Genomic DNA, 21,849 nt, shown 5'->3' on the forward strand with positions numbered 1-21,849 from the left:
CGGCCTGGATCCGCCCTCTCCGTTCATCCGCTTACCAGCGCCAGGGTCTCCCGTTCGCGCTGCTCTTCCCGCACCAACCGCTGCAGCAGCAGGGCCAGGGTCACCACGTCCTGGTGGTTGTGGTCGGCCACCCGGCGCAGATTCACCGCATCACCGCCACGCAGGTAACGCAGCCATGCGGCGGGGGCTTCCGAGCCGGGCAGGTCATCTTCGCGCACCACGCGCAGCAGTTGCCGCTCGATGGTGGACAGCTTGCAGTTCTCCCACGTACCGCGGTAACGGCGGCGAGTGGGATACAGCAGGTCGACATGGTCCAGCGCGGTGATGGGATCGGCCCGGCGGGCCAGCCGATAGCGCGTCTTCAGCAGAGGGGCGTCGTAGCTGCGGCCGTTGTAGCTGCAGAACACGGTATGCGGCTGCAGCCAGCGGGCGAAAGCGGCCAGCATCTCCTCCTCGGCAGCCATCGTCGACATCAGCAGCTGGCGGATGCGCAGGCCTTCGCCACGCTGCGGGCACACATGCCAGTCGGCCGCGCCGATCATGAAGGCGCGGGTGCCGGTGCCGCCGGCCAGGCCGGTGGTCTCGGTATCGAAGAACAGCAGGTCGCGCGCAGCCACGTGCTCACCCTCGCGCTTGGCGAAGGCCAGCGACAGCGGCATGGCGGGAATCGGCTGCGGCAGCAGTGACTCGATCAGGAACAGGCCGGGCGCAATCTCGTTGCCGGGCAGTTGGCGATCCTGCGCGCTGGCGCGTGCCGGCGCAGGTCCACCCCGCGAGCGCATGCCGAGCAGGCGATGCAGGCTGCCGACCTCGGGCCGTCGCAGTGTTGCCGGCGCAGGCGTGGTGGTGGCGGTGCCGGTCGGCTTGTGGCGGATCTCCTGTTCCACCCAGGCAAACACCGAACGCTCGGCCGGTGGCTGCCGCGCATCGTTGGCGGCCATCAGTGCCGGCGGCGTCTGCTGCGTCGGCGCGGCAGGCGTGGCTGCTTTCGGGTCACCCGCCTGCTTGCGAAGCAGCCGCAGCTTGTCCAGGCTCAGGCTCACGGGGCGATCAGCTCCATCGGGTCGCGCGTGCTCACCACCACATCGGCCACCTGCTGGCAGGCCTGCGCATCGAACAGGTCGAGCACGCGCAGCGCCAGCGCACGCGGCGAGGTTTCATCCTGTTCCTGCGCGGCCAGCACCGGGCCGACGCAGGCAGGGCAACCCGCCTTGCAGTCGCAGCGCTGTACCAGTTCGCGCGCGCGCTGCACCAGCTCGGCCTGGCGCTGCCACAGCGGCTCGCTCAGGCCGACGCCACCGGGGAAGTTGTCGTACAGGTATACGGTCGGCACGAATTCCTGCAGCAGTTCCACCGCGCCAGGCTCGCCATCGCTGCCCCGCAGCTGGCCGCGCCCGCTCTGGTCGGCAATCGCGATCCAGGTGCCATCGCCGTTGCCCACCGACTTCTGCAGGTCGCGCGCATCGGCCATCACCGCCACCGTGGCTACGATGTGCAGTGCATAGGCGGCGCCGAGGAACCCATCCAGCGCATCCTGCTTGCTGGCGAAGGCGCGCAGCAGCAGCGCCTGCGGCAGCTGCCACCACACCGCGGTGGTGTGCAGTTCCTGGTCGGGCAGGTTGACCGGGCCGTAGCCGATGTTCTCGTGGGTGTAGTAGCGGATCTTCTTGTAACCGGCCACGCGGCGCACCACGTGCACTTCGCCATGGTGCGAATCACCACGGCCGGCCACGCCGCCATCGAAACGGTCCAGCACCTTGAGCCTGGTGAAGTCGATGCTGTCGGTGTAGTAGTCCACGTGGGTGCGGGTGACGTAGGCCTTGCGGCCTTCCCAGTCCAGCGTTTCCACCTGGTAGGGCGTGGACTGCACCATGTGGATGGCGCCTTCGTACAGGGTCAGCGCTGCAGCGGAGTAGTCCACTTCGGCGATGATCTGCTGGCGGCCATCGCTGCGGTCGACCACCACGAAGTTGCCATCGGCCACCGCGCGCAGGCTGACCGCGTTGGCCGGATAGCTGTCGGCGATCCACTCCCAGCGTTCGCCTTCGCGGTGGATGACCTCGGTTTCGGCCAGTGCTTCCAGGAACACTTCAGGATCGATCGGGCCGAAGCCATCGCCGACCCGGAACGGCAGTTCGAACGCCGCGCAGCGGATGTGATCGAACAGGATCAACGGCTGGTCGGGCGCGATGCGTGCGTGTTCCGGCGACGCCTCGGCGAAGAAGTCCGGATGGCGCACCACGTACTGGTCCAGTGGCTGCGAACTGGCCACCATCACTCCGAGCGCGGGCTGCTGGCGGCGTCCGGCGCGGCCGAAGCGCTGCCAGGTGGCAGCCACGCTGCCGGGGTAACCGTTGAGAATCACCACGTCCAGGCTGCCGATGTCCACGCCCAGTTCCAGCGCCGAGGTGCTGACGATGCCGTCGATGTTGCCGGCACGCATCGCACGCTCGGTCTCGCGGCGCTCGGTGGGCAGGTAGCCGCCGCGGTAGGCGCGGATACGCGGTGGCTTGCGCGGATCGTGATCGAAGATGTCCTTCAGGTACTTGGTCAGCACCTCCACCATCAGCCGGGTCTGCGCGAACACCAGCGTCTTCAGGCCGGATTTGATCGCGATGCGGGCGATGCGGTTGCTCTGCGAGCGCGCCGAGGCACGCAGGCCCAGATCGGGGTTGATCACCGGCGGATTCCACAGCAGCACCTGCTTCGGCCCGCTGGGTGCACCGGATTCGGTGATGGCGGTGACCGGTGCTTCGATCAGCGCCTCGGCATGCGCCTGCGGGTTGCCGATGGTGGCCGAGCACAGGATGAACTGCGGTTGCACCCCGTAGAACGCGCAGATGCGCTTGAGCCGGCGCAGCACGTTGGTGACATGGCTGCCGAACACGCCGCGATAGGTGTGTACTTCGTCGATGACGATGTAGCGCAGGTTCTCGAAGAACTGCGCCCACTTGGTGTGATGCGGCAGGATCGCCTGGTGCAGCATGTCCGGGTTGGAGACCACGATGTCGCCATGCAGGCGGATCGCCTGCCGCGCGTCGCCCGGGGTGTCGCCGTCGAAGGTGAAGGCCTTCACCCCGAGGTCGCCGGCGCGGTTGAGCTCCAGCAGTTCGGCCACCTGGTCCTGGGCCAGTGCCTTGGTGGGGAACAGGTACAGCGCCTTGGCCTTGTCCTGCATGGCAGCGCTGACCACCGGCAGGGTGTAGCACAGCGACTTGCCGCTGGCGGTGGGGGTAACGATGGCGACGTGGTCGCCACGCTGGCTGGCCTCCCAGGCCTCTGCCTGGTGGCTGTAGAGCTGTTCGATGCCACGTGCCTTCAGTGCTGCAGTCAGGGCCGGTGGCACGGAATCGGGAATCGGCGCGTAGCGGCCTTCGCGGCCGGGAATGGCGAAGCTGCCGGTGATGCGGTCCTGGTAGCGGCGCTGCAGGCGTGCACTGAGCAGTGCGCCATCGCGTGCGGGCAGGCCATCACGGGTGGCGAGCTGCTGCTCCGCATCGGCGGTGCGCTTGGCGAGTTCGTAGGCCATGGGAAGTCGATTTTCAGGGGTTCACATGGCAACACAGATGGATCTCAGCATGTGAGACGCCGCGACGGGATGGCGTGAATCATTCAGTGCCGGGGGCCGGGCGCGCCTTGAGCGCGGCGCCAAGTGCGGCAGTGCGGCTGACGGACCGACGAACACACACGACGAGCATCAGCACGTGCCAGCCCGCCGCCAACAGCGCGAACAGCTGCCAATGGAGTACGCCCGGCCAGCCCAGGTCCGGCCGCTGCGGCAGGGGCAACCAGATGACGCCGAGCACTTGTAAAAGCAGCAGCAGGCCGAGCCAGGCCAGGTGCCAGAACCCCCCGCTGGCCGGGTAGCTCAGCCGGTCGCTGGCCAGGCACCATCCTGGTCCGGCGGCCAGCACCTTGCCATCACAGGCGCGTACATCCAGGCGCATCGAGCGACCCGTGGTGAATCCCTCGGCGTCCACCCACTCCCATGGAAGCTGCACGCGCAGGTCGTTGCCCAGCAGCCACGCCCGCGATGTCTGTCCGTTCCGCTGGTATGCGCGCAGGCGCCCCTGCACCTGCAGCACGCGCTGTGCCGTCGCAGGGCCACTGCGGCGCGGTCGACCCAGCCAGAACCCCAGGCCGGCAATGGCGAGCAGGGGCACTCCTGACAGGTAGCTGACATCACACGGCAGGGGCAGGCAGAGCAGGCCGGACGCATCGGCAGCGGCCCATAGCGCCAGTACCGCGATCAACAGCGCGGACGGGCGCAATCCGGGTCCGCGTCGCATCGCGACTTCTTCCGGTGTCTCCAGACGCTCGCCCCGGATCCTGCTGGCGGCTGCAACCGGTCGCATTGCGGCCACATGGAATCCATTGAGACGCACCACAACGGCCCAGCGTTCGCCCAGCACCACTTCGGCGTCATTGTCCGCCGCAAGGTGTGGGCATGCCTGCCGCGGCAGCAGCACGGGAATGCCACCCAGCAGGCCGTCGGAGACCGGGTAGTGGCGGCTGACGGAGCCTCCGGTGAACTTTCCGCGCAGTACCTGCACCTGGTCGTCATGGACGCAGCCGGTCAGTGCGCGCACCGTTGCCAGTGCCGCGTGTTCATCGGCATCCAGCGTTCGCAGTGCGCTGCTCCGGCGCAGCGAGGCCAATCCGGTGCGGACGCGCGACGTCCATTCGGCAACGGCGGCAACGATCATCGCCAGCAGCAATGCGAGTACGACCAGCAGCGCAGCGCGGGACATCAGCGGCCGAACCGCTGCAGCGACATGGAGGTGGAGGGCGGTGCCATGGTCGACAGCGGAATTGGGAAATACCGCAGCTTGTCGGCCCAGCGTCCTGATGGGAATGACGATTATTGCAAACTTCGGCGCGCCGGCCGGGTCCGGTGATGCGGGACACAGCCTGAACGCCCACGTGGTTGCCAACGAAATCTGAAGCCCGCATCCGTATCCTCGACACTTGGACGCAACAGGCAAGGGCGGATGGCTGTGGCAAAACGCGCAACGCAGGGAGCACTTCTGGCCGGCCTGCTGCTGGCCGGCATCGCGCAGGCGCAGCAGGCGCCCGTGGCAGTGCCCGATCCTGCCCCTGCAGCCCCTGCAGCCCCTGCAGCCCCTGCAGCCCCTGCAGACGCGCCGGCGGCAACCACGCCGGTTTCCAGCACCCTGCCGCAGGACACCGTGACCACGCTGGGCGAAGTGCGCGCGCTCAAGCCCGAAGACGACCAGCCGCTGGACCTGTACCGCTTCAAGAACCCGATGCGCGCGGAGAACAACCGCTTCAGCCGCGACTGGAGTGAGCCGCCCTCGCCCGAGCAGGTCAGTATGGGCGGCGGTTACATCATGATGGGCGTGGTCAAGGGCGTGATGGCTGCGGCCAAGGGCCTGAACAAGATCACGGGTGGGCCGGACCAGATCCAGTCGGCCATCGCGCGGCCGCCACCGGAACTGAGCGCCGAGCAGCAACGGCGCGCGCTGCAGTTCTGCGCCCAGCAGGATGGTTGCGGCGCACCGCCGGAGAAGTAGGCGGTATCCTGCGGGCCTTCCCTTCGAGGCTGCCTGGATGCTGCTGCGTACCCTGTTCCTGCTTGCAACGCTGAGCCCGCTTGCCGCGTCCGCCAGCGACCTGACCGATGGCGGTTCGTGCCGCAATGGCGCGTTCCCTTCGGAACAATCGGGCTTTGCCTTGGCCAAGGTGGTGGGCACGCCGCGCCTGTACCTGCTGGGCGACATGGACGGCTGCCCGGCCAAGGGTGAACCCGCCTGCCGCCAGCGTAGCTACGTGGTGAGTGGCGACACGGTGGTGACCGGGCGCGATCTTGGCCGCTACCGCTGCGCGTTCTTCCCGAACAAGGTGGGTGGCAGCGCAGGCTGGGTGGATCGCAGCAAGCTGCAGGTGGTGCCGGTACCCGCGCCGACGCTGCAGGCCTGGTCGGGAGACTGGGAGGACAGTGACAACGGCCTGCGCATCCGCGTGCGTGACGGCCAGCTGCATGTGGAAGGCGATGCCTACTGGCCCTCGGCCAACCCGACGCCGGCAGAACGCCCAGGCGGCCCGAACATCGGCGCGGTAAGCGCGCAGGCAGTACCGCGTGGTGCCCAGGTCGACTTTGTGGAGGACACCTGCACGGTGCACGCGCAGCTGCTGGGCGATGTGCTGATCGTGGCCGACAACAGCGAGTGCGGCGGCATGAACGTGCGCTTCAACGGTGTGTATCGGCGCAAGTAAATCCACGCCATGCGTGGATGAAACGCGCGGACGGCCCGGCGCCAACCAAGGCGGCATCTACCCTGCACGGCATCAGTAGATCCACGCCATGCGTGGATGGTGTCCGCGATCCAAACGGTGGGGTCAGGGCCCTTTCGCAGGCGAAAGGGATCCGACCCCGGGATCAACCCCGGGATCAGCGTCGGCGCTCCAGCCACCAGAGCAGCGATGCGCACAGCACGAACGCCAGCCACCACGGCCAGCGCGGCCCTGTTACACGCTGGCTCGCCTGCGCGGTTGCTGGCGCCGCAGTGGCCAGCCGCTGCGCGGTGGCATCCATCATCGCCTGCCGGTGCAGGGCAGGGGCCTGCTTCGGATCGAACACGTAGCGCCACTGCGTGCGGTCGCCGTGCTGCAGGCGCTGCCAACCGGCCTGGCGCGGCCACCAGCCCGCGCATCGTGCTGTGCCGGTGGTGCTGTCGACGATCAGCGGCACGCCATCGCCGCGTCCGTCAAAGGCCCGCAGCGGTGCCTGCACGCCGCACAGCGACTGCCGTTCGCCGGCCCAGGCCAGTGCCTGTGTCGACCACGGTCCTTCGGTACCGGGCTGCGCGCGAGCGAGGGCGGCGAACACCGTGCTCCACAACTCACCGTGGCGATCCTCGCGACCGGCCAGTACCCAGCGCCAGCTGTCAGTGATCGGCAGCAGCCCGATGCGCCCCTTGCCGACGGCGCGCCACCCACCGATGGGCTTGCCGTCGCGATCCTGCAGCAGGGGGCGGCTGTCGGCTGCCTGCAGCGCCAGGTACTCCAGCGCCGGCAGCGCCGCGGCGTGCGACGCGCGGTCGGCGTCTTCGCCATCCGTGGTGGGCAGGGTGCCGGCGGCAAGCGGCCCGCGACGTGCCTGCAGCATCGTTGCGTCACCCTCGCCGGGCATCGCCGCAACCTGACTGCTGGCATCGCCCTGCACAGGCAGGCCGAGATCACGCAGGCGTTGCCGTGCGCTGGCTGATGGCGCGCCGGTACTGCGCACCAGCAGGCCCAGGCCATCGCGCAGGGCCTGGCGCACGGCCGCCAGCTGAGCAGCACCGAGCGCGGCCAGGCTGCGTTCGTCGAGCAGCAGCAGATCGCTGCGCGCCAGCGTGGAGGCGTCCAACGCCACGTTGCCGTCGCCCAGGCTGAGGCCTGCGCCGGTCTCGGCCTGCACCTGCACGCGGATGCCGGCATCAGTGGCCCAGCGGCGCAGGTACTTCAGCTCGGCGCCGGGGGCAGCCGAGCGCACCAGCACGCGCAGCGGAGCGGCGGCCAGTGTCTGCTGCGGCACCGGCACGCTGTCGGCCACATGGCCCTGCGCATCCAGCAGGCGCAGCTGGAACACGTTGCGGCCCTCGGCGCGGGCGATGCCGCTGAGCTGCACGTGGCCATCCGCTGCCAGCGGTGCACGATCGACCACCGCACCGGCCGGGTCCAGCAGTTCGGCCTGCGCGCGGTCTACCCCACGTGCCTGTGCATGCACATCGAAGCGCGCGCCGGGAGCGGTGTCCACGGGCGGCTGCAGGGCGATCCAGCCGTTGGCTGCAGGGGGTGCCTGCCAGCGCGTATCGGCGGGCAGCACGGCATCGCGGTCACGCGCGGCCAGGCCGGCACCGATCAGTGTCACCGTGGAGGACGGATAGCGGCGCAGTGCGGTGGCCAAGTCCGGCACGCGCGCTGCACCGGCCATATCGGTTGCTTCCGGCAGCAGCACCCGGGTGCCGCCGGTGGGCAGTGCACCGGTCTTGTCGGCCCCGGCGCCGATCACCACCAGGCCGGCCAGGGAGGCGCGCTGTGAGGGCGGCAGCAGGCAGACGTACAGCAGCGCAGCGGCGGCCGCCTGCAGCGTGAGCACGGCGATAAGACGGCCGCGCCTCTGCGTGGGCGAACGCAGTTGGCGTGCACTGGCCACGAGCACGATCAGCGCCAGCGCCACTGCGACCCACACGTTCAATGCCGATGTGCTCATGGCTGTGCCTGCAGCGCGTCGAGGTAGCGCTGGCCCATGGCATCGGCCGCACGGCGTCGCATCACCTGCGGCAGTGGCCGCTGCAGTGCGCGCCACAGCTGCGCGCGCAGGCGTTGCCGGCACTCGGTGCAGCCGGGGTCGATGCGTAGTTGTTCGATGGCGGCAGCCAGGTCCAGTGCATCGGGCAGGAAGGCATTGTTGCGCTGCTGCCAGGTGGCGAGCTTGTCCAGATCTGGCGTGCCGTCCTCGTCGCCCAATCGCTGCCAGGCCTCGACGACGGCCGGATCGGGCGGCGTGCGCGCGGCCAGCGGCAGGTCGCGGCTGGCCAGCCCGGCACGGTCGCCGCTCAGGCGCCGGCTCTCGTCGATCGGCGGCAGCTCCGGGCCGACGCGGGCCAGATAGATGCGCTCGGCCTGCTGCACCTGCTTGATGAACGCCAGCGCCTTGTAGGCAAACGGCAGGGCCTGCTCGGGGCGGCCCTGGCGCAGCTCGCCTTCGGCCGACCACATCTGGTCCAGCGCGGCCTTCAAGGTGGCGCGTGTCTGCGGGTCAAGCAGCGTCGCCGCCTCGGCGTGGTCGTGGGTATGCCCGTACTCGGACAGCACGTCGGTGGCGCTGCCGAACACCGGTGGCGTGTTATTGCCGCTGGCTGCGCCACCGTGGTCGTGGCCGTGCTCGTCGTGTGCGCCGGCCTCGGCGCCGTGACCGTGCTCATGATCGTCATCGTGTGCGTCTGCCGCCGGCGTATCGCTGGTGGGCAGGTCGCTGGTCGGCGGTGGCTTCGGCGCGCCCTCGCTTTCTTCGCCCAGGAACTGGCCGTAGCGCAGGCGCAGGATGCGCTGGTCGACGCCGATCGCATCGCTGCGCTTGATGAAGGTATCGGCGGCTACGCTCCGGCGTTCGCGGATCAACGCCTCGGCGTCGATGATGATCTGCCGCTGGCTGCGGAAGTACGCGGGCAGGGTCTTCTTGATGCGGCCTTCCAGTTCGGCACCGAGCACGGACTCGGCGCTGGGCAGGCGCAGGATCACGCTGCTGCTGCGGCCGATCTGTGCTGCCGGCGCGTGGTTGTCGCGCACTTCCAGCTGGGCGATCACATCGTTGCCGGGCTGTGCGCCCAGCGCGGCCAGATCAAGGGTATGGGCAAAGCGCCGTGCCTTCGCCTCGCCGCTGCCGCTGAGCGTCACGCTGCGGCGTACGAAGGTGATGTTCTCGCCGCTGCCCTGGGTGATGGTGATCGACAGCGTCGCTTGTGGGGAGACGCCATGATCGTCGCTGGCCTCGAAGCGCAGCGTCCACTGCCGTTGCCCGGGGGTGCCCAGCACCAGGCTGGTGGCAGGCTCGATCACGCGCACCGTCGGCGCACGGTCGGCGACCACGTCGAGCCGATGCAGGCGGGTTTCGGCCAGCGCCGGTTCGCTGACCACGCGATACAGCACCGGGGTACGCGCTACGTCCTGCGCCTGCCATTCACCATTGCGCTCGCGCAACGGCAGGCGTCGACCGTCGTGGAACTGCAGCCAGGCGTTGCTGGGTGCACGGTCGAAGCGCAGTGACCAGGACAGGCGACTGTCGGCGGCGACCTTGGCGTCGAGTGCGTTCTGCGTACGTGTGGGTTGGCCGGTGTAGGCCGGTGCGTCGATGCGCAGTCGAGTGGACTGCAGGCGCAATGGACCGGCCTTGGCGCTGCTTTGCGGCGAGGCAGGCGCCGTTGGGCGCGGTGCGCCGCTGTGCGGCCAGCCCAGTGCCAGCACAGCGACGGCGATGCCGCCAATCCAGCACAGCGCCACTGCCCTGCGTGGCCAGCGTGGTCGCAGCTCGGGGAGGTTGTGTTCAAGCGCAGCCAGCACGTGCGTGCGCTGGCGCTGCTGCAGTGGGTTGAGCGCAGCGCCATCGGCAAACAGCAGATCGGCGCTGTCTTCGCTGGCGCCACTGGCATCGAGCCTGCGCTGCAACCAGCGTCGGTCCAGCTGCCGGGCGCGCATCGTCGCGGCGGCCGCAATGATCAGCAGGGCCACGGTCGCCACGACGCAGGCGATATCGAAACCGGACACGCGCAGCGCGAGTGCCGCTGACGCCAGCGCCCACGGCAGGCCCAGCAGCAGGGTGATCGCCGCGCGGCGCCGACGTGCGCGCTGCCATGCCTGTTGCAGCGCCTTCATGGTGCAGCCCTGCGTCGCGCGCTGCTCGCCATCCAGCGCTCAAGCGTGAACAGCAGCACGATCACCAGCAGCAGCCAGGCGGTGGGTTCGCGCAGGGGCGGCGTTGCGGCGGGCAGGGGCGCCTGGCGTGGTGCCTGGTCCCGCGCATCACCCAGCTGCGGCGTTGATGGCGGTTGCAGGGCCTGCAGCAGGTCGCGCGGCAGGCCGTCATCGCGCAGTGCACTGTTGCGGGCCACGTTCCATTCGCCGGGCAGATGCAGCAGGCGGCCCTGGCCGATGCGCTGCTGCCACAGCAGCGGTGCATTGTCTGCATCGCGCAGCAGTACGGGTGCACCCGCTGGCGGTTTCGCAGCGGTCAGCACCGTGCCGCCCTGCTGCAGCCAGCGCTGCCAGGTGCCAGGCAGCGCATCGGTGGCGGTCCATACGCCGATCTCGCCGCGGGCAGGCAACGCGTCGTCGGCCAAGGGGGCCGCCAATGGTTGCGTGCTCCACGCGCGCTGCAACGCGCCCAGCCATTGCAGCGCAGCGGCCGGTGCATCGCTGCGCGTACGCAGGCGTGGTGCCGGGGAAGCGTGTGGCGGCGCGGTGATGGCCAGCGCGTGTGGCTGCCACTGCACCTCCCGCGACAGCTGCAGGCGGGCACCATCAAGGCCGGGCAAGGGGTCGGGTACGTGTACGGTCAGCGCGGTGCCGGCCGGCAACTGCGCGTCCAGCTCACGCAGCAGGCTGGGCAGGGCAGCAGCGTTGGCCGGCGCTGGCTGGTCGACGGTGGGGAAGCCCGGCGCCAGCCAATGCCAGTTGCGCGCATCGGTGCTGCCGCGCAGCGCGGTCGCGTCCAGGCCCGGTGCCACCACCGTCCACGCTGCTGGCACGGGCGCAGGACCGGTCAGCGCCGGGCGCGCCAGCAGCAGGGCCAGTGCGGCCAGCAACAGCAGGCGCACCAGCAACAGCGGCCAATCATCGAAGCGGATGCGCTGCCGCGGTCGTACCTGGGCGCGCAGCCAGCGCAGCGCAGCGAAATCCAGTGGCGTGTAGGGATGACGGCGGGCGAGGTGGATCAGCAGTGGCAGCAGCCATGCGGCCAGCGCCGCCAGGCCCAGCGGGAACAGCAGGCTCATGCGCCGCCCCTGCGGCCGAACAGCGCCTGCAGCGGCTGGTCCAGCGGCTGATCCAGCCAACCGGTCGCGCAGGCGATGCCACTGGCCTGCAGGCGCGACTGCAGCGCGGCGCGCGCCTGGGTGAAGCGCTGCAGGTAGTCGGCGCGGATCGCGGCGCCATCGCCGAGAAGTTCATCGCCCGTTTCCGGATCGCGGAAACGATGGCCTGCGTCGAAGGGGAAATCGCGCTCGTCGGCCGTCAGCACCTGCAGCAGCATCACCTCGCGGCGGGCGCTGGCCAGCTGCTCCAGCAGCACGATGCCCGCGTCGTCGAAGCCATCGCCGATGGCCAGCAGCAGATCGCCGGGGCGCACGCGCTCCCACAGCGGTCGCAGCCGCTCTGCGGCCGGCCATGCGCCGCGCGCCTGCAGGGCATGCAGCTGCAGATGCACGCGGTCGCGCTGGCGCGCGCCATGCGCGGCCGGCACCAGCTGCAGGCCTTCGCCGTTGATCGCCAGCAGGCCGAAGCGATCACCCTGCTGCAGCGCCAGCTCGACCACGCAGGCAGCCAGCTGCCGCATGTGGTCCAGTCGGCTGCGTCCGGGCGCTGTACGGTCGGACTGGCCCGCCGAGGCCGTGGCATCGAGCAGCAGCCAGACGGCAATCGGGCTTTCGCGCTCGGATTCGCGCACGAAGAAGCGGTCCGAGCGCGCATACAGCTTCCAGTCGATCTGGCGCAGTTCGTCACCGGGCTCGTAGGCGCGGTACTGGGCGAATTCCAGGCCGGCGCCGCGGCTGCGGCTGGCATGCTGGCCGATGCCGCTCGCACCGCTGGCCAGGCGTGGCCGCAGGCGCAGCGCACGCAGGCGCGCACGCAGGTCGGGTGGCAGCAGCAGCGGCGTGCCTGCGGTCACCAGTGGATCAACCCGGGAAGGGAACGGCCTGCAGCAGTGCGGCGACCACATCGTCGGCCCGCTTCTGCTCGGCTTCGGCGGCAAAGGACAGCAGCAGGCGATGGCGCATCACCGGTGCCGCCAGCGCCTGCACATCCTCGCGGGTGGCGGCGAAGCGTCCCTGCAGCAGGGCGCGCGCCTTGGCGGCCAGCACCAGCGACTGCCCGGCACGCGGACCCGCGCCCCATTTCACCCACTGGTTGATCGCTGCCGGTGCACCATCGCCGGGGCGGCTGGCGCGGACCAGGCGGGTGATCCAGGCCAGCACGTCGGGGCTGACATGCACTTGGCGCACCGCCGCCTGCAGCGCGATCACCGCTTCGGCATCCATCACCTTCGGCACGCTTTCCGTGGCACCGCCGGTGGTCTGTTCGAGGATCTGCCGCTCTTCTTCCTCGCTGGGGTAATCGACCAGCACATGCAGCAGGAAGCGGTCCAGCTGTGCTTCGGGCAAGGGGTAGGTACCGGCCTGTTCGATCGGATTCTGCGTGGCCAGCACGAAGAACGGCGCCGGCAACGTGTAGGTCGTGCCGGCGTAGCTGACCGTACGCTCCTGCATCGCTTCCAGCAGCGCCGCCTGGGTCTTGGGCGGGGTGCGGTTGAGCTCGTCGGCCAGCAGCAGGTTGGTGAAGACCGGGCCCTGCTGGAAGCGGAAATGGCGATGACCGGTGCCGTGGTCTTCTTCCAGCAGTTCGGTGCCCAGGATGTCGCTGGGCATCAGGTCCGGGGTGAACTGCACGCGCCGGAACTGCAGTTCCAGTGCCTGCCCCAGCGAGCGCACCAGCAGGGTCTTGCCCAGCCCCGGCGCGCCTTCCAGCAGGCAGTGGCCACCGGCCAGCAGGCCGATCAGCAGCTGCTCGACCACGGTGTGCTGGCCGACCACGGCGTGGGCCAGGGCGCTGCGCAGCGCATGCAGGCGCGGCAGCAGGGAATCGAGGTCGGGGGAGGTCATGGGCGTGGTCCGTTCAATTGTTCAATGCGTACATCACGATGTTGACGCCGAAGCGGGTGTTGTCTTCGGCCAGGAAACGCTTGTTGCGCCAGTCGTAGTCCCACTCGCAGCCGTAATCCTTGTTGCTGTAGAGCAGACCCAGCCGGCCATCGACCTCGATGCCTTTCAGGTAGTCGTGCACCAGGTCATCGCCCCAGCCGTTGAGCTCGAAGCTGGTCGCGGGCGGGCCGTCGGGGAAGCGGAAGAAGCTGCGGTACAGCGCGTGGCCGTTGGGCAGTTTCTGCAGCGCCTTCGGCCCGAACAGCCGGCCCATCTGCGCTTCGAACGAGGTGGCGAACAGGCCGTCGATATCGTGGTTGCAGTCGTCGACGAAGACGAAGCCACCATTGCGCACGTAGCGCACGAAGTTCTGCCGTTCGGCGGCGTTGAACTCGACCAGGGTGTGCCCGGCCAGGTAGCAGAACGGCGCTTCCAGCATGCGCGGGTCGGCCAACGCCACCACGCGTTCCTGCGGGTCCACCCGCAGGGAGGTGTAGTCGATCAGCGAGGTGATCAGGTTGGACGGCATGCGCGCGTCCACGTCCCAATCGCCGGAGTCGTACTGCAGGCGGGTGAACCAGAAGTCGTAGCGCGAACTGCGCGGGCCTGCCTGCGCCCATGCCGGCAGCGCCGCCGCCGAAGCGGCAGCGGCCAACCAGCGCAGGCAGGCCCGCCGATCCATCAGACCGCGTCGGACAACGAGGTAAAGGTGAAATCGCGCAGCTTCATCGGCGGAATCATCATCACGAAGTTGGACTCGTCACCGGCCACGCGCACCGGCTTGCCCAGCTCTTCGATGTTGTTGAGCATGATCACCGGCGATTCGTTGAAGCGGAAGTTCTTCACCGGATGCTTGATCTGCCCGTTCTCGATGTAGAAGGTGCCATCGCGGGTCAGGCCGGTCAGCAGCACGGTCTGCGGATCGACCATGCGGATGTACCAGGTACGGGTGACCAGGATGCCCTTCTGGGTGCCGCGCACCAGTTCGGCGGTGCTCTTCTCGCCACCGCTCATCAGCAGGTTGCCGGGCGTGGCCTTGGCGGTCTTGCCTTGCTTCTGTGCCCAGAAGCGCGAGTAGTCGAGGTTGGCGACCTTGCCGTTCTCGATGATGGCGATGCGCTCACGCGGCATGCCCTCGTTGTCCCACGGCAGCACCGGCGCGTCCGGGTGCCACGGGTCGGCATGCATGTTCACGCGCGGATCGTAGACCTGCTCGCCCAGCTTGTTGCCACCGCCCTTCTTCGACAGGAAGCTGCGCCCTTCATCGGCCGAGCGTGCGCTGAAGAAGTTCATCATGAAGCTGATCAGGCCGGCGGCTGCTGCTGGCTCCAGGATCACCGTGTACTTGCCGGGTTCCAGTGCCTTGGCTTCCTGCGACTCGGTCGCCTTGCGCATGGCGATGCGGATGTCCTGGTCGGCCTTGAAGTCGGCAGCGTCCTTCAGGTTGCGACCCACCCAGCCCGAACCACGGCCGTCTTCGGTGCGCACGGTGCAGGTGTAGTCGAAGTTGGTGGTGCGCTGGTAGCCGAAGTTGCCATTGCTGTTGGCCGTGGCGTAGAAACCCTGGCCGTCTTCGAGGAAGCCGGCAGCGATCAGCCCGTTGCCACGGCACGGCGCGATCGAATCGGCGGCGACCTTGGCGCGGAAGGCCGGATCGATGGCGGCGGTGGATTCGCTGAAGGTCGGGCTGGGGCGGTAGGTCTGCTTGCCGATGGCCGGCATGAACTCCGGGTTTTCCGGGGCCAGGCGGGCCAGGTCTTCGGCGCGACGCACCACGCGCTGCAGCGCCGCGTCGTCGAACTCGTTGATCGAGGCGGTACCCACGCGCTTGCCGAAGGCCACGGTGACGGCCAGTTCGGTGTTGTCGACGATGCCGCTGGTGGACACGTTGTTCAGGGCGAAACGGATGTTGCCGTTGATGGAACCGGCCAGTACGGCCGTGCACTCATCGGCCTTGGACAGGGCGATGACCTTGTCGAGGATGGCCTTGGCCTGGGCTTCGGTGAAGATACTCATGGTGTAAGGGCTCCTGACCGGTCAGCCGAGGCTGCGTGCGGTGTTGATGACGTTGATGCCGTTGAAGCGCGCGGTGGACGAACCGTGCGAGACCGCCGAGACCTGGCCGGGCTGGCCCTTGCCATCGAAGAACGAACCGCCCAGGCGGTAGTCGCGTTCATCGGCCACGGCGCTGCAGGCATTCCAGAATTCCGGCGTGCGGATCTGGTAGGCCACGTCTTCGAGCATGCGGGTGATCTTTCCGTTCTTGATCTCGTAGAACAGCTGGCCGCCGAACTGCGCGTTGTAGCGCTGCTGGTCGATCGAGAACGAACCATCCCCGATGATGTAGATGCCGTTCTCCACGTCCTTGATCATGTCCGACACGCTCAGCGGCGACTTGCCCGGCGCCATGGACACGTTGGCCATGCGCTGGAACTGCACGCTGGACCACGAGTCGGCATAGCAGCAGCCATCGGATTCGGTCTTGCCGAGGATGTGGGCCTGGTCGCGGATGGTCTGGTAGTCGACCAGCTTGCCGTTGCTGATCAGGTCCCAGCGCTTGCACTTCACGCCTTCATCGTCGTACGCCACGGCGCCGAGGCTGCCCGGCTGGGTCTTGTCGGCAAAGATGTTCACGTGCTCGCTGCCGTACTGGAAATGCTGCTCGCGCTTGTCCAGGGTGGCGAAGCTGGTGCCGGCGTAGTTGGCTTCGTAGCCGAGCACGCGGTCCAGTTCCAGCGGGTGGCCGATCGACTCGTGGATGGTCAGCCAGGTGTGCGACGGATCCAGGATCAGGTCGTACTTGCCGGGCTTCACCGACGGCGCCTTCAGCTTCTCCTGCGCCTGCTTGGCCGCCGCGATGGCATCTTCCTTCATGTCGTAGGACGAGCCGTAGTTGACCACGCCATTGGGCGTGAGCACCTTGCCGGCAGCCGCGCCATCGAGGTACTCGTAGCCCAGGCCCATCGGTGCGGACAGGCCTTCGCGGGTGCGGAACTTGCCGCTGGCCTTGTCGATGGCGGTGATCGTCATCGGTGCCCAGATGCGGTGCACGTCCTGGTCGATGTAGGAACCGTCGGTGGAGGCGAAGTACTTCTGCTCGTTCACCAGGAACAGCATCGAGTTGACGAAGCTGGCACCGGCGCCCATCGCCGCAGCGTTGACGTCCAGCAGCAGGTCGACCTTCTCCTTGATCGGCACCTCCATCGCGTTCTTGCGGATCGGCGTCTTCCAGCTGACCTCGCCCACGCCCGGCGCCTTGGCCAGCTGCACCGGCGCGGTCTGCACGCCTGCGTTGGCCTTGGCGATCGCCGCGGCCTGCTGCGCGGCACGGGCCACGTCGGCGGTGCTGAGCGCATTGGTGGCGGCAAAGCCCCAGGCGCCGTTGACGATCACGCGGATGCCCACACCGGTGGACTCGGTGTTGACCACGTTCTGCACCTTGTCCTCGCGGGTGATCACGAATTGCCGCAGGTAGCGGCCGATGCGCACGTCGCAGTAGGTGGCGCCGGCGCTGCGCGCGGCCTGCAGGGCGGCGTCGGCCAAGCGCTTCTTCAGCGCAGGGTCGAGGCTGGACTGCAGTTGCTCGGCGGCGATCGCCTTGCCGAAGAACGACGGCACGATCAGGCCGCCAGCGGTAAGCCCGGTCAGGGCCAGGAAGTCACGTCTGTGCAAGGCTGCTCTCCATGAAGGACGGGTGGCTCAAGCGCCGAGACTGCGCGCGGTGTTGATGATGTTGATGCCGTTGAAACGGGTGGTGGACGAACCGTGCGAGACCGCCGACACCTGGCCGGGCTGGCCCTTGCCGTCGAAGAACGAACCGCCAAGGCGGAAGTCGCGTTCATCGCAGATGGCGGTGCAGGCGTTCCAGAACTCCGGCGTGCGGATCTGGTAGGCCGCATCCTCGACCATGCCGGTGATCTTTCCGTTCCTGATCTGGTAGTACAGCTGGCCGCCAAACTGCGCGTTGTAGCGCTGCTGGTCGATGGAGTACGAGCCGCGGCCATGGATGTAGATGCCGTTCTCCACGTCCTTGATCATGTCCTCCACGCTGAGCGGCGTCCTGCCCGGCGCCAGCGAGACATTGGCCATGCGCTGGAACTGCACGCTGGACCACGAGTCGGCATAGCTGCAGCCATGCGAGGCGTCGCGGCCGAGGATGTGCGCCTCATCGCGCGTCGCCTGGTAGTCGACCAGGATGCCGTCGCGCACCAGGTCCCAGCGCTGGGTCTTCACCCCTTCGTCGTCGTAGCCGACCGCGCCGAGGCTGCCCGGCTGGGTCTTGTCGGCGAAGAAGGTGACGATGTCGCTGCCCCAGCGGAAACCAGCATCGCGCTTGTCCAGCGTGGCGAAGCTGGTGCCGGCGTAGTTGGCCTCGTAGCCGAGCACGCGGTCCAGTTCCAGCGGGTGGCCGACGTTCTCGTGGATGGTGAGGAACAGGTTGGACGGATCCAGCACCAGGTCGTACTTGCCGGGCTTCACCGAGGGCGCCTTCAGCTTCTCGCGCGCCTGGCGGGCGGCGGCGATGGCGTCCTCGACCGGGTCATAGGAATCACGGTACGCAGTGATGCCACCGGGCAGCTGCACCTTGCCGCGTGCATCGCCATCAAGGAACTCGTAGCCCATGCCCATCGGCGAGGACAGGCCCGCGCGGGTGCGGAACTTGCCGCTGGCCTTGTCGATGGCAGTGGCGGTGAAGGGCAGCCAGATGCGATGGATGTCCTGGTCGATGAAAGAACCGTCGCTGGAGGCGAAGTACTTCTGTTCGTTGACCAGGAACAGGGTGGAATTGATGTAGTCGGCGCCCGCATTCAGCGCGGCGGCGTTGAGCGCCAGCAGCAGCTCGACCTTGTCCTGGATCGGCACTTCCATCGCATTGCGGCGGATGGGTGTCTGCCAACGCACCTCGCCGACCGCCGGGGTGGGCGCCAGCTGCACCGGGCGGGACTGGATGCTGGCATTGGCGCGGGCGATGGCGGTGGCCTGTTCGACGGCGGTGCGCACCGCCGCTTCGGTCTGCTGGTGGGTGGCGGCGAAACCCCACGCACCGTTGACGATCACCCGCACGCCCACACCGGACGATTCGCGGTTGGTCACGTTGCCGACCTGGTGCTCGCGGGTGATCACCGACTGGTTGAGGTAGCGCCCGATGCGCACGTCGCAGTAGCTGGCCTTGGCCGAACGCGCGGCAGCGAGGGCGACCTCGGCCAGGCGCCGGCGCTTGGCCGGGTCGACCGGGGCCAGCAACTGCTCGGCGGCGATCAGCCGCGAATGCGGCAGGGCCAGGCCCGCCAGGCCCAGAGCGGAAAATGCCAGGAACTCACGTCGTTGCACAGCGTCTCTCTCTCACTTCCGTGCGGCCGGCAAAGGACCGATCCGATCACGTCAACTCCTCGACTTTCGCCAGCGGCGGACATTCGGGCAAGTGACTGCAGTCATGGTCGGGGAGGGTTTCGGCAGGGCTTGCAGCCCTGCACCTGCTGTAGTGCCGGCCGCTGGCCGGCAACCTCAGCAGCAACGTCAACGTCAAAAGCGGGCTCTCCGTGGGTGGGCGGCGCGGTGTCGGAGTGCGGGGACGCCGTGAATCCGTCCCTGGAGGCTTGGCAGCCGCATCCATGCGGCTGACACCCCACACCGCCCCACCTCTGACAGATCTCCGCGGCTGTTGGTAGGTGTCGACCTTGGTCGACACATCTGTCAGGTATCGAAATAAATCTGGGGTCAGATCCGTTTTCCGCAGGAAAACGGATCTGACCCCAAGAGCCGTTCCAGCAGATCGCGGAGAACTGTCGAAGGCGGGATGGGTCCGGTGGCGGGGGTGTCCGCGGCATGGATGCCGCGGCCAAGCCCCCAAGGGTGAGGGCGCTTTGCTTGCGAAGCACTGCTTCGCAAGCGCCCGAACGTACAGCCGCCAGCGGCTGGGCCGGTCTGGGGGTTTACGGCGTCCCCCGCCACCGGACCCAACCCGCCATCCCACAGGAAGCCCGCATTTGCTGTTGCTTCGGCTGTTGCCCCGGCTCCTGCCTCTGCAGGTGCAGGGCGCAGCCCTGCCGAGCAATACCCCCCTCGTGCACAATGAGGCCGACCCCGCCTGGACGCCGTCTCGATGTCGAGCAAGCCGTATTCAGAAGCCTGCGAACGCAACCGCGAACCGATCGCCGCTGCGCTCGACCCGTGGATGGGAGATCGCCACCGGGTGCTGGAGATCGGTAGCGGCACCGGCCAGCATGCTGCTTTCTTCACCGAGCGCTGGCCATGGCTGCGCTGGCAGCCCAGCGACCATCCGGATCATCTGCCGGGCATCGAGGCCTGGCGCGCGGAGGCGGCGCTGCTGAACCTGCTGCCGCCGGTGGCGCTGCAGGTGGAACTGCCGCCAGCGCCCGGCCTGAGCTTGCCGGAAGGCAGCACGTTCGACGCTGCATTCAGTGCCAATACCCTGCACATCATGAGCTGGGAGCACGTGCAGGCGTTGTTTGCCGCACTGCCACCCCTGCTGCGCCACGGCGCGTTGCTGGCGGTGTACGGCCCGTTCAACTACGGCGGTCGCTACACCAGCGACAGCAATGCGCAGTTCGATGCGTGGCTGAAGGCGCGTGATCCGCGCAGCGGCATCCGCGATAGCGAAGCGGTGCAGGCACTGGCCGCCGACAACGGCTTTACCCGCCTGGGGGATGTGGCGATGCCGTCCAACAACCGTCTGCTGCTGTGGCGGTTGGGGTGATCAGGCGTCGGGTTGTTCAAACTGCCGCAGGCAGCGCTGACAGCTCATATCGATGGCATCGAGCAAGCGGTTCAGTACCGGGTGACAAATCCCCTCCGCGTGGAGTTCCGCATGTAACTGTCGCGCGAGCGTGGGAAGTTGGCTGGCCATGTCGAACAATCCAGACAGTGCCTTGTCTGCATCAAGTCTCATTGCCTCAGCGGTAGACCGCCAATCCATCAAGCGGACGTCCCACCAGCGGTAGTGGCTGCCAATCTTCATCGCCATCTTGATCTTGCGGTGCTCAAGTTCGGTGTAGGGCAGGGCACTGGAGATATCGTACAGAGGGGCAAGGCGGGCCCTTCCCTGGGCGCCTATCAGCAGCGAATAATTCTTCGCGTGCGCATCCGTGCCGCCGATGAGGTAGTTGAATTGCAGTGCCTGCAGCAGTGCCTCGACATCCGAGCGCGGTTGACTGGAGTGATCCCATAGCGCTCGTGCAAGATCGGCAGGACCGGGTCCACCCTGATTCTGATACTTGATTTGGGGCATCACGCCCAGAGCCTGGCAGAAGTCTTCCTGGTGTACACGCTGCCATCCAGCCGCCGTACGTATGCGGTCGTATCGCCTTACGGAGATTGCCTGTGCGTCTTCCACGCAGATCATTTCAGCAAACGCGGCGGACATGCCAACGTGTCTGGCCAGACGTAGGCAGAACACCTCATTCTCGATGAATCCGTCGTAGTCGCCGCTGGGTGGCTTGAGGATATGGGTCGTTGGAATACGACCGGCGGGAATCTCCCAGCCCCCGTCGTCGCGCTGTAACAGGGCGATCTTGGCTTGCGCCCCGGCCAGGCTGAACTGTCCGACATCATCGAGTCGCCGTGCTGCGGCTTGGTCCACACGTACACGCTGCAGGCGTTGGGCGATTTCATGCGTGGACAGTGGCTCCTGCCTGTCGCTCTCGCCCGAAAGGACGGCCGCGAGCCGTTCACTTCTCACAAACTGGACGGCTCCCGCGCAGTCCTCACCCACGTGGGAGAGCAATGCGACCGGATTGCGGGCTGATACATGGAATCGCGAGGCCCATCGTTGCAGCAGTACCTCGTTGTCCGGAAGCAGTCCCCACAGCACCGCCGATAGCGTTGCGCTGGGCGCACTGTCCTGCGCCAACGGAAGTGCGAGAGACAAGGGATAGGCCCCCGGCGTCTGGCGCCAACTGTCCGCGTAACGGAACGTTGGATGCCCATGTGCATCCTGCCCAAGGTATCCAGCCACTCTGTTGGAAAGGAGTACGTTGAGGTCCATGCCGGAAGCGCGGTTTCCAGGGAGAAGAGGTTCTCAGAGATCCTTGCTGCGGTTACGACCATCGATCGGCACACCTGCCTTGCGACGTTCATCCGGGTACAGCCGGTTGCCATCCACGATAGTGTCGATATCGGGCAGCACTAGAGGCATTTCCGACGAATCAGCAACGGATGACTCGCCCTCGACGTTACCGACGGTCAGTACCAGGCCGAGTACATTCAGTGTCCGCAGTACAAGTTGCAGTTCGGCCCGGGGTTTGCCCTTCTCCATTTCGATGACCCACTGCCGGCTCACTCCCACGCGTTCGGCCAACTGCGCCTGATCCCAGCGGAGTGTCTTGCGACGTTGGCGGATGACCACGCCCAGGTCTCGGGAAGTTCGGAGGACGTCCATTCCGCGAATGTATGCGCTCGACGACATCCA

General features: G+C 67.8%; 17 protein-coding genes. 3 read left to right on the forward strand and 14 right to left on the reverse strand.

What is annotated here, in order from left to right:
* Positions 1 to 23: 23 nt before the first annotated feature.
* The 3 genes from LC407_RS15475 to LC407_RS15485 form a co-directional block, all read right to left on the reverse strand.
* Positions 24 to 1,043 carry a ribonuclease H-like domain-containing protein gene (locus tag LC407_RS15475; RefSeq protein WP_223483148.1) on the reverse strand — a complete coding sequence of 340 codons (1,020 nt, stop codon included), beginning with the start codon at positions 1,041 to 1,043 and terminating at the stop codon, positions 24 to 26.
* Positions 1,040 to 3,529: a DEAD/DEAH box helicase gene (locus LC407_RS15480; RefSeq protein WP_223483149.1), complete on the reverse strand. Its 2,490-nt coding sequence runs from the start codon at positions 3,527 to 3,529 to the stop codon at positions 1,040 to 1,042. The genes LC407_RS15475 and LC407_RS15480 overlap by 4 nt, the downstream gene beginning before the upstream one ends.
* A 79-nt stretch (positions 3,530 to 3,608) precedes the next feature.
* Complete coding sequence (locus LC407_RS15485) at positions 3,609 to 4,751, reverse strand: intracellular growth attenuator family protein (RefSeq protein WP_223483150.1); 1,143 nt, start codon at positions 4,749 to 4,751, stop codon at positions 3,609 to 3,611.
* Between the two features lie 240 nt (positions 4,752 to 4,991).
* Here LC407_RS15485 and LC407_RS15490 point away from each other — a divergent pair, with 240 nt between their 5' ends.
* Both LC407_RS15490 and LC407_RS15495 read left to right on the forward strand, forming a co-directional pair.
* Positions 4,992 to 5,534, forward strand: a complete 543-nt coding sequence (locus LC407_RS15490; protein WP_223483151.1) for a hypothetical protein — start codon at positions 4,992 to 4,994, stop codon at positions 5,532 to 5,534.
* Positions 5,535 to 5,571: 37 nt separating this feature from the next.
* Positions 5,572 to 6,237 (forward strand): hypothetical protein, encoded by a 666-nt coding sequence (locus LC407_RS15495; protein WP_223483152.1) that lies wholly within the window; start codon positions 5,572 to 5,574, stop codon positions 6,235 to 6,237.
* Positions 6,238 to 6,412: 175 nt separating this feature from the next.
* On the opposite strand, the gene LC407_RS15500 is transcribed toward LC407_RS15495, so the two are convergent.
* The 9 genes from LC407_RS15500 to LC407_RS15540 are packed head-to-tail and all read right to left on the reverse strand — an operon-like array spanning position 6,413 to position 18,752.
* The gene (locus tag LC407_RS15500) at positions 6,413 to 8,218 is read right to left on the reverse strand and encodes a hypothetical protein (RefSeq protein WP_223483153.1); all 1,806 of its coding nucleotides are present in this window, start codon (positions 8,216 to 8,218) and stop codon (positions 6,413 to 6,415) included.
* Complete coding sequence (locus tag LC407_RS15505) at positions 8,215 to 10,380, reverse strand: hypothetical protein (protein ID WP_223483154.1); 2,166 nt, start codon at positions 10,378 to 10,380, stop codon at positions 8,215 to 8,217. The genes LC407_RS15500 and LC407_RS15505 overlap by 4 nt, the downstream gene beginning before the upstream one ends.
* Positions 10,377 to 11,498: a BatA domain-containing protein gene (locus LC407_RS15510; RefSeq protein WP_223483155.1), complete on the reverse strand. Its 1,122-nt coding sequence runs from the start codon at positions 11,496 to 11,498 to the stop codon at positions 10,377 to 10,379. Before LC407_RS15510 ends, LC407_RS15505 begins: the two co-directional genes overlap by 4 nt.
* The gene (locus LC407_RS15515; RefSeq protein WP_088100821.1) at positions 11,495 to 12,391 is read right to left on the reverse strand and encodes a DUF58 domain-containing protein; all 897 of its coding nucleotides are present in this window, start codon (positions 12,389 to 12,391) and stop codon (positions 11,495 to 11,497) included. Before LC407_RS15515 ends, LC407_RS15510 begins: the two co-directional genes overlap by 4 nt.
* Before the next feature lie 7 nt (positions 12,392 to 12,398).
* Positions 12,399 to 13,382: a MoxR family ATPase gene (locus tag LC407_RS15520; protein WP_154878986.1), complete on the reverse strand. Its 984-nt coding sequence runs from the start codon at positions 13,380 to 13,382 to the stop codon at positions 12,399 to 12,401.
* A gap of 13 nt (positions 13,383 to 13,395) precedes the next feature.
* Positions 13,396 to 14,103 (reverse strand): DUF4159 domain-containing protein, encoded by a 708-nt coding sequence (locus LC407_RS15525; RefSeq protein ID WP_223483156.1) that lies wholly within the window; start codon positions 14,101 to 14,103, stop codon positions 13,396 to 13,398.
* Positions 14,103 to 15,437 carry a TldD/PmbA family protein gene (locus LC407_RS15530; protein WP_025876012.1) on the reverse strand — a complete coding sequence of 445 codons (1,335 nt, stop codon included), beginning with the start codon at positions 15,435 to 15,437 and terminating at the stop codon, positions 14,103 to 14,105. Before LC407_RS15530 ends, LC407_RS15525 begins: the two co-directional genes overlap by 1 nt.
* Before the next feature lie 21 nt (positions 15,438 to 15,458).
* The gene (locus tag LC407_RS15535) at positions 15,459 to 17,093 is read right to left on the reverse strand and encodes a TldD/PmbA family protein (RefSeq protein WP_025876010.1); all 1,635 of its coding nucleotides are present in this window, start codon (positions 17,091 to 17,093) and stop codon (positions 15,459 to 15,461) included.
* A 27-nt stretch (positions 17,094 to 17,120) separates the two neighbouring features.
* Entirely contained in the window at positions 17,121 to 18,752 is a 1,632-nt protein-coding gene (locus tag LC407_RS15540; protein ID WP_025876008.1) for a TldD/PmbA family protein, read from the reverse strand.
* 772 nt (positions 18,753 to 19,524) lie between these two features.
* On the opposite strand from LC407_RS15540, the gene LC407_RS15545 reads away from it, so the two are divergent.
* On the forward strand, positions 19,525 to 20,139 hold the full coding sequence (locus LC407_RS15545) for a DUF938 domain-containing protein (RefSeq protein WP_223483157.1): 615 nt from the start codon (positions 19,525 to 19,527) through the stop codon (positions 20,137 to 20,139).
* On the opposite strand, the gene LC407_RS15550 is transcribed toward LC407_RS15545, so the two are convergent.
* Together LC407_RS15550 and LC407_RS15555 are read right to left on the reverse strand one after the other, a co-directional pair.
* Complete coding sequence (locus LC407_RS15550) at positions 20,140 to 21,426, reverse strand: type II toxin-antitoxin system HipA family toxin (protein WP_025876004.1); 1,287 nt, start codon at positions 21,424 to 21,426, stop codon at positions 20,140 to 20,142.
* 33 nt (positions 21,427 to 21,459) lie between these two features.
* A complete protein-coding gene (locus tag LC407_RS15555) occupies positions 21,460 to 21,786 on the reverse strand; it encodes a helix-turn-helix domain-containing protein (RefSeq protein WP_317850723.1) in 327 nt (108 codons plus the stop codon).
* Positions 21,787 to 21,849: the final 63 nt, after the last annotated feature.

The organism is Stenotrophomonas sp. OVS01A, assembly GCF_019969775.1.
GTDB lineage: Bacteria > Pseudomonadota > Gammaproteobacteria > Xanthomonadales > Xanthomonadaceae > Stenotrophomonas > Stenotrophomonas indicatrix.